Below are 6755 nucleotides of genomic sequence, written 5' to 3'. Positions count from 1 at the left end.
TTCGGCGACTTCTACGCCATGCAGGCGCTCATGGTCCGCCAGATGGTGGAGGCGGGGGAGAGCTTCGCCCGCTTCGTGACCTTCGGCCCGGACGAAGGGTTGGAGGTGCCGTTCCAGCTCCAGGCGATTCACCCGGCGCAAGTCCCGCTCGAAACCCTGTCGGCGCTGGTGGACACCCGCATCCGGGGCGGCATCGAGTTCGACGCCGCCGGGCGGCGCGTCGCCTTCCACGTCCTGCCGGCGCGGCCGGACGATCCGCTGGCGCCGCTGGCCGAGCTGTGGAACCCGGTGGCGATCCCGGCGCGGGACATGGCCCACCTGTTCCACCCGGTGGAGCCGGGGCAGCTTCGCGGCCTGTCCTGGCTGGCTCCGGTGCTGCTGGCGGTGCATGAGGTTGACCAGCTTCAGGACGCCGCCCTGGTGCGGGCGAAGCTCGCCAACCTGCTGTGCGCGGCGCTGGTGGACCCGGACGGCACGGCGGGCGGGCTGCCGGGCGACACGGCCGGCGGGGTTCTGGACTTCGGCCTGGAGCCGGGGACCATCCTGCCGCTGAAGCCGGGGACCTCGCTGGAGTTCTTCGACCCGAAGGAATCGAAGCACTACGGGGCGTTCATCAAGAGCCACCTTCAGGCGATCGCCGCCGGGTTGGGCGTGCCCTACGAGCTGCTGACCGGCGACCTGTCCGGGGTGAACTATTCGAGCATCCGGGCCGGGCTGGTGGAGTTCCGCAAGCGGCTGGAGCACTGGCAGCACAACGTCGTCGTCTTCCGGCTCTGCCGGCCGGTGTGGGACCGCTTCATCCGCACGGCGGTGCTGTCCGGGCTGATCGATTTCCGCGCCTACGAGGCCGATCCGGCGGCGTTCCACCGCGTCGAGTGGCTGCCGCCCAAGCCGGTGTGGGTGGACCCGAAGAAGGACGCCGAAGCCGAGATCCTGATGGTCAACGCCGGCTTCAAGAGCCGCACCCAAGTCGTCACCGGCCTGGGCTACGACCCCGAACAGGTGGACGCGGAGATTGCCGCCGACGCCGCCCGCGCCAAGCGCCTGGGGCTGCCCATTGGCACCACGTCGGCACCCGCGCTCCCGTCCCCGACCGACGCCACCCCCACCGATCCGGAGAGCGCATCCGATGACTGAACCCCTGACGCGCGCCCTTGGCGGCGCCACCCCGGCCACGCTCAACCGCGAGGCCCGCACGGTCGATGTGGTCGCCCTGTCCGGGCTGGCGCCGGCGGTGCGCAAGGCCCCGGCCCCGGATGGCACGCGGAAGCCTGGATCGAGGAATTGGACGCGGCGGGTGCGGACCTTGCCCGCTTCATCGGTGGGCCGGCGCTGAAGGATCATCGCGCCACCACCGACAACGCGGTGGGGGTGGTGGATGCGGCGTCGCTGGCGGCCGGCGGGCGCATCGTCGCCACCGTGCGCTTCTCCCGCAAGCCGGCGGCGGACGAGCTGATGGCCGACGTGGGCGACGGCATCGTGCGCGGCGTCTCGCTCGGCTACCGCGTCACGAAATGGCAACTGGCCGGGCGCCGCGACGGCCTGCGCGTCTTCCGCGCCATCGCCTGGGAACCCTACGAGCTGAGTTTCACCCCGGTGCCCGTCGATGCGGGCGCCACCGTTCGTTCACATGAGGACACCATGACCACGACCACGACGGCGGCGCCGGCCGACACCCCGGCGCAGACCACCACCATCGTCACCACCCCGGCCCCGGCCGACACCAGCCGCGCGGCGGTGAACGCGGAGATCCGCTCCATGGCCCGCGTGGCCGGGCTGGATCAAGCGTGGATCGACGGCCAGATCGACGGGGCCGCCACGGTCGACGCCGCCCGCGCCGCGGCGTTCGCCGAGCTGACCCGCCGCGGCGGCGTCACCATCACCACCGCGGCGCCGATCACGGTCGGCACCGACCACACCGACCCCAGCGCCATCCGCCGCAGCATGTCCGACGCGCTGGCCGCCCGGCTCGCTCCCGGCCTGGTCAAAGCCGAGGGGCGGGCGCGGGAGTTCATGGGGCACCGGGCGCTCGACATGGTGGGGGAACTGGCGGTGGCGCGCGGCCAGCGCTTCAACCGCTTCGACCAGAACGCGCTGATGGAACGCGCCATCGGGGCGCACACCACGGGCGACTTCCCCCTCCTGCTGGCCGACGCCGGCAACAAGATCCTGCTGGCCCGCTACGCCGCCGCCAACCCGACCTATCGCCTGTGGGCCGCCCGGCGCGGCTTCACCGACTTCAAGCCCCACAAGTTCCTCCGGGTCGGCGACTTCCCCGCCTTCAAGAACCTCGCCGAGTCGGGCGAGGTGAATTACGGCACCATGTCGGAGAACCGCGAGACGGTGGCGGCGGCCGAGTTCGCGACCGGCATCATCCTGGGGCGCCGCGCCCTGGTGAACGACGACCTGTCGGCGCTCTCGGACTTCTCCAGCATGATCGCCATCCGCACGGCGGCCGACGAAAACCGTCTCGTCTATGGCCTGCTGACCAGCAACCCGGCCCTGTCGGACGGCAAGGCCCTGTTCCACGCCGACCATGCCAACAAGGCCGCCGCCGGGGCCGCCATCACCGTTGCCAGCGTCGGGGCGGCGGTGGCGGCGCTGCGCAAGATGAAGTCGCTCGACGGCATCCCGCTCAATCTGGCGCCGCGCTTCCTCGTGGTCGGGCCGGACAAGGAGTTGGAGGGCCGGCAAGTCCTGGCGAGCATCACCCCGACCAAGGCGGGCGACAGCAACCCGTGGGCCGGGCTGATGGAGCTGATCGTGGACGCCAACATCACCGGCAATGGCTGGTACGTGATGGCCGATCCGGGGCTGTGCCCGACCGTGGTCTATGGCTACGTGGCCGGGTCCGAGGGGCCGCAGATCAAGACGGAAACCGACTTCGACAGCCAGTCGGTCAAGGTGCGGGCCGGGCTGGATTTCGGCTATGGCGTGATCGACTTCCGGGGCGCCCATTCCAACGCGGGGGCGTGACCGTGGCGGCGCTGGCCGACCTCATCGCGTGGCGGGACGCGCTCCAGGCGGCCCGCTACAGCGGCGCCCGGCGGGTGGTCTACGGCGGCAAGGAGACGGAGTTCAAGAGCGACTCCGAGATGGCCGCCGCCCTGGCCGCGCTCAACCGCCAGATCGACGCCGCCGGCACCGCGCCGCGCGTCTCCCTCATCCGCGTTTCATCCTCCAAGGGGATCTGACCCATGAAGACCTTCATCCAGAACGGCGCCTCCCTGACCGTCGCGGCCCCGGCCGGCGGCGTCACCAGCGGGGGCGGCGTCATCGTCGGCGCGCTGTTCGGCGTGGCCGCGACCACGGCGGCCGAGGGCGAGGCCCTGACCATCGCCACGGTGGGCGTCTACGAGCTGCCCAAGCTCTCGACGGCGGTGATCGCCGCCGGGGGCCGGGTGTCCTGGGACGCGACCGCCCATCGCTGCGACGCGCCCGGCGCTGGCCGCTATCCCATCGGGGCCGCCATCGAGGCGGCGGGCAACGGGGCCGGCACGGTCAAGGTGCGCCTGGACGGGGTGTCTACCGTCGCCGCCTCCTGATCCGCCACATGTGACGGGCGCGCGGCCCGCCCGATCCCCGGCCGGGGAAGGCCGCGACCCTCTCTCTTCCCCTCCGGTGCCCCATGATCGACTTCGACCGCTTCGCCGTCGCCCCGGCCTTCCTGACCTTCGGGGAGGCCGCGACCTACACCCCGCCGGCCGGATCGCCCATCCCCTGCCGCGTCATCCGCGAGGGCGGCGGCAAGCCGGTGAAGTTCGGCCCGGTGACGGTCTACCTCTCCAGCCTCACCTTCGACGTGCGGGCATCGGACGTGCCCGATCCCACCACCGGGGGCGTGTTCACGGTGGGCGCCATGGCCTACACCGTGACCGGCACGCCCTACCACCCCGAGGACGATCCGCACGGGCTGGTGTGGAGCTGCGGCGTGCTGTGGGGCGCCCCGATCCTGTACCGCAGCTACAGCGGGGACGGCGGCACCCTGAACCCTCCCAAGGGCAGCGGGTGGAAGCTGTCGGCGGCGGCACCGGCCGGCGCGGTGTCGGTCAGCATCGCCGGCACCCTGGCGCAAGGCCAGCTCCGGCCGGGCGACCGTGTGACCATCGGGACCACAGTCCACACCGTCACCACTACGACCACGGCGGCATCCGGGCGCTTCGACGGCGTGGGAATCGCTCCGGCGCTGACCACGTCCGCCGCCGCCACGCTCGCCGTGACGCTGGGCTTTGCCCGTGACTTCCCCGTGCTGGCCGGGATGGCGGGCTATGACGACGGCTTCGCGGGATCCGTCGTCATAGGAACCCGACGCATCATCGTCATGCAGGACCGCTTGACCGCCGCCGGCTGCACCGACGCGCCGAAGCTGGGGGACAGCATCACCTTCGAAGGGCAGACCTTCGCGGTGGGGGCCGCGACCGCGCTCTATCAGGGGGCGGCACCCTTCGCCTGGGACCTGCAATGCAGGTAAAGTCACCGAAAATTGCGGTAGAAAAGCATACGATGGCACGATTTGCTGCCAAAAAAACAAACGACAACAACGAATGTTCTTCTTTGTAAAACAATAAGAAGTTTTCTCTTCTTTGTATAACAACTCTCCTGCCTTGTGAGAGCGCAAAAGGAAAAAGGGCGATCCCTTGAAAAGGCGAGTGATTTGTTCTTGACGATATGAATGGTGTTCCCCAATTTGTGGGGACGGATGCGGGGGCTCGATCCGGCAAGACCACCCCCGACATCCGCTTGCCATGCAACTTTTCAAGGACTCTAATGATGGAGAATCAACACACTAAGCTGATCAACCACCTTGAGTGTCTCTTCAAAGCGCTGGATCTGATCCTCACCATAATGAGATTGTGGCGCTAACCAGAAACACATCAAGCTTAAGGGGCCTTGGCCACTTCAGCTCGATAACTCTTATATGAGGTGTGCGGCAAGAAGATCAAGAAATTCTTGCCGTACTCCCCATTTCCTACAGGATAAATCTCTCTGTTGATAGTGAGGATTCATTCCTCTGCCTCAGAGTTATGACAAGCCCTTAACACAGAGGCTATTGCAATCTGTGCGATAACCGCGGCCTGAATTGACGACACCAACGCATCTTGTGATTTCGGAAATTTCTTTCATTTTCAATGACATATGCGAAACGGAAGCGGTGGGCGTAGGGGGTATTAATTTCCCAGCTTTCTAACTCCGGTCCCAAAAGGCTTGGCCTGCCCATGGCAATCTGTGCTCATCCCACAAGCGCGCACCTGATATAAATATCAAACCTGTAGCAGTGCCGCTAGCAACTGCTTGCAGTTTGTGCCCAAATGCTAGCGGTCCGCTAGCACCCCTGCCAGGAGGAAAAACGATGGCCGCCGCCGCGCAACAGGTGAACGTCCGCCTCCGGCCGGATCATGCGGATCTCGTGCGGCGGGTGGCCGCCCGGCTGAAAGCGGAGGATGGGTTCGCGGGCGCGCTGGATCGGCTTCTGTCCCGCCCTGACCCGGCCCCCGCCCCGACGACGCCGGATGATGATCGGGTGGGGGCGCTGGAGGCTGCCGTGGGCGAGCTGCGCCAGCGGGTGGCGGCGCTGGAAGAGGGAGAGGCCCCGAAGCCTGCGAAGACGCCAGCGAAGGCCCCGGCCAAGCCGAAGGTCGCCCCTGCACCGGCCCCTGTTCTGGGCACTGGCACCATGTCCCAAGCCGACTACGCCCGCTGGCACGATGTATCCCGCACGTCGGTGAACAAGTGGAAGGAGGCGGGGCACCTGACCATGGCCGGCGACAAGGTGGACGTGGCCGCGTCGGATCGGTGCTTGTCCGGGCTGGGGATGGGGCGGTTTCGGGAGAAGAAGAGCTGACGGAGGTAGGGGATTGGATTGATTTGGGTTCAGCCGTTATCGACACGATCTTGCACATATCAAGTCCGCTACCACCTATGAGCTAGCCACTTGGGGGTTCTCATGCCGAAACTCAACCCGGAAGATTTCATTACCTTTGGTCACGTGTCTGTACGCAAAGATGAAGTGCGGTCGGTTGAACTATCAAGGCGGGGGCTTCGCCGAGACTGGGTTTTCGTTGAGCTACGAGACAAGGAGGGTCGAATTATAGGGTCGCATGGAAGGCAAGTCGGAAATGGGGATTGGGAAAAGCGTGACATAAAGCGCATGCAGGAAGAGTTATTTGGCGCCGACTTGGGGTTTGAATGCGTCGGCACTGTGCCATTAAAAAACCGAATTTTATGGCTCGTCTGGGGCGCTGTCACAGGGATTTTCAAGCTCGCTACAATTCTTCCACGCCTGTTGATTTTGGGGCGCTGACGACGTCGCAGCGGCGCTGGAGCCATATCCTGGGGCGCCGCCCTCCGCATCTCAAGGCCGAGGCTCGATAGGGGGGTGTTGTTTGCATGATTTCTGAAAATTACCAGGAGGAGGCATTAACTTTATTGCCATCTCTCCCGGTAATAAATTTCCTACTACCGCGCTTCCTGCAATAATTGAATTATGGAAACGCGCTGGTAAAGATTTGTGAAACTATCTATAGGAAGGGTTGCAAGTAAGGGCATCGTTAATTCTTGCGGATATGCTGCTTCTTACATCATCTTGTAGACAGACTTTGCACCACTCCCTACATAGTATCTCCCAAACACTAACTGAGCTTTTTAATACTCTATCTCCGACTAATACCGGCTCACGCCTGAGCTGACTCTCGGGCCGCATGGGATTCCCAAATTATAGCGAGCATGATTCACTGAAGCTCCACCGGGAGTGGGAG

The 6755-nt window shown here is 65.7% G+C and carries 8 protein-coding genes; all 8 read left to right on the top strand.

Going from position 1 to position 6755, the window contains the following annotated elements:
• Positions 1-1137: phage portal protein (locus J2847_RS33665; protein WP_209783080.1), on the top strand; the 1137-nt coding region annotated here is incomplete at its 5' end.
• Positions 1130-1336, top strand: a complete 207-nt coding sequence (locus tag J2847_RS34470) for a hypothetical protein (protein ID WP_233474978.1) — start codon at positions 1130-1132, stop codon at positions 1334-1336. The genes J2847_RS33665 and J2847_RS34470, both read left to right, overlap by 8 nt.
• On the top strand, positions 1285-2976 hold the full coding sequence (locus tag J2847_RS33660; RefSeq protein ID WP_233474977.1) for a prohead protease/major capsid protein fusion protein: 1692 nt from the start codon (positions 1285-1287) through the stop codon (positions 2974-2976). The genes J2847_RS34470 and J2847_RS33660 overlap by 52 nt, the downstream gene beginning before the upstream one ends.
• Positions 2973-3194: a phage head-tail joining protein gene (locus tag J2847_RS33655; protein WP_325169541.1), complete on the top strand. Its 222-nt coding sequence runs from the start codon at positions 2973-2975 to the stop codon at positions 3192-3194. The genes J2847_RS33660 and J2847_RS33655 overlap by 4 nt, the downstream gene beginning before the upstream one ends.
• A 3-nt stretch (positions 3195-3197) precedes the next feature.
• Positions 3198-3545: a DUF2190 family protein gene (locus J2847_RS33650; RefSeq protein ID WP_209783079.1), complete on the top strand. Its 348-nt coding sequence runs from the start codon at positions 3198-3200 to the stop codon at positions 3543-3545.
• 83 nt (positions 3546-3628) lie between these two features.
• Entirely contained in the window at positions 3629-4471 is an 843-nt protein-coding gene (locus J2847_RS33645; RefSeq protein ID WP_209783078.1) for a head-tail joining protein, read from the top strand.
• A gap of 879 nt (positions 4472-5350) precedes the next feature.
• Positions 5351-5842, top strand: a complete 492-nt coding sequence (locus J2847_RS33640) for a hypothetical protein (protein WP_209783077.1) — start codon at positions 5351-5353, stop codon at positions 5840-5842.
• 102 nt (positions 5843-5944) lie between these two features.
• Complete coding sequence (locus J2847_RS33635) at positions 5945-6301, top strand: hypothetical protein (RefSeq protein WP_209783076.1); 357 nt, start codon at positions 5945-5947, stop codon at positions 6299-6301.
• Positions 6302-6755: the final 454 nt, after the last annotated feature.

It is taken from the genome of Azospirillum agricola (assembly GCF_017876095.1).
GTDB classification, from domain to species: Bacteria; Pseudomonadota; Alphaproteobacteria; order Azospirillales; family Azospirillaceae; genus Azospirillum; species Azospirillum agricola.
This window is presented reverse-complemented; position numbering and strand designations above follow the sequence as displayed.

Coding starts and splice junctions, on each gene's coding strand:
- J2847_RS34470 (WP_233474978.1), top strand. CDS start 1,130: ATGACTGAACCCCTGACGCGCGCCCTTGGCGGCGCCACCCCGGCCACG.
- J2847_RS33650 (WP_209783079.1), top strand. CDS start 3,198: ATGAAGACCTTCATCCAGAACGGCGCCTCCCTGACCGTCGCGGCCCCG.
- J2847_RS33645 (WP_209783078.1), top strand. CDS start 3,629: ATGATCGACTTCGACCGCTTCGCCGTCGCCCCGGCCTTCCTGACCTTC.
- J2847_RS33640 (WP_209783077.1), top strand. CDS start 5,351: ATGGCCGCCGCCGCGCAACAGGTGAACGTCCGCCTCCGGCCGGATCAT.
- J2847_RS33635 (WP_209783076.1), top strand. CDS start 5,945: ATGCCGAAACTCAACCCGGAAGATTTCATTACCTTTGGTCACGTGTCT.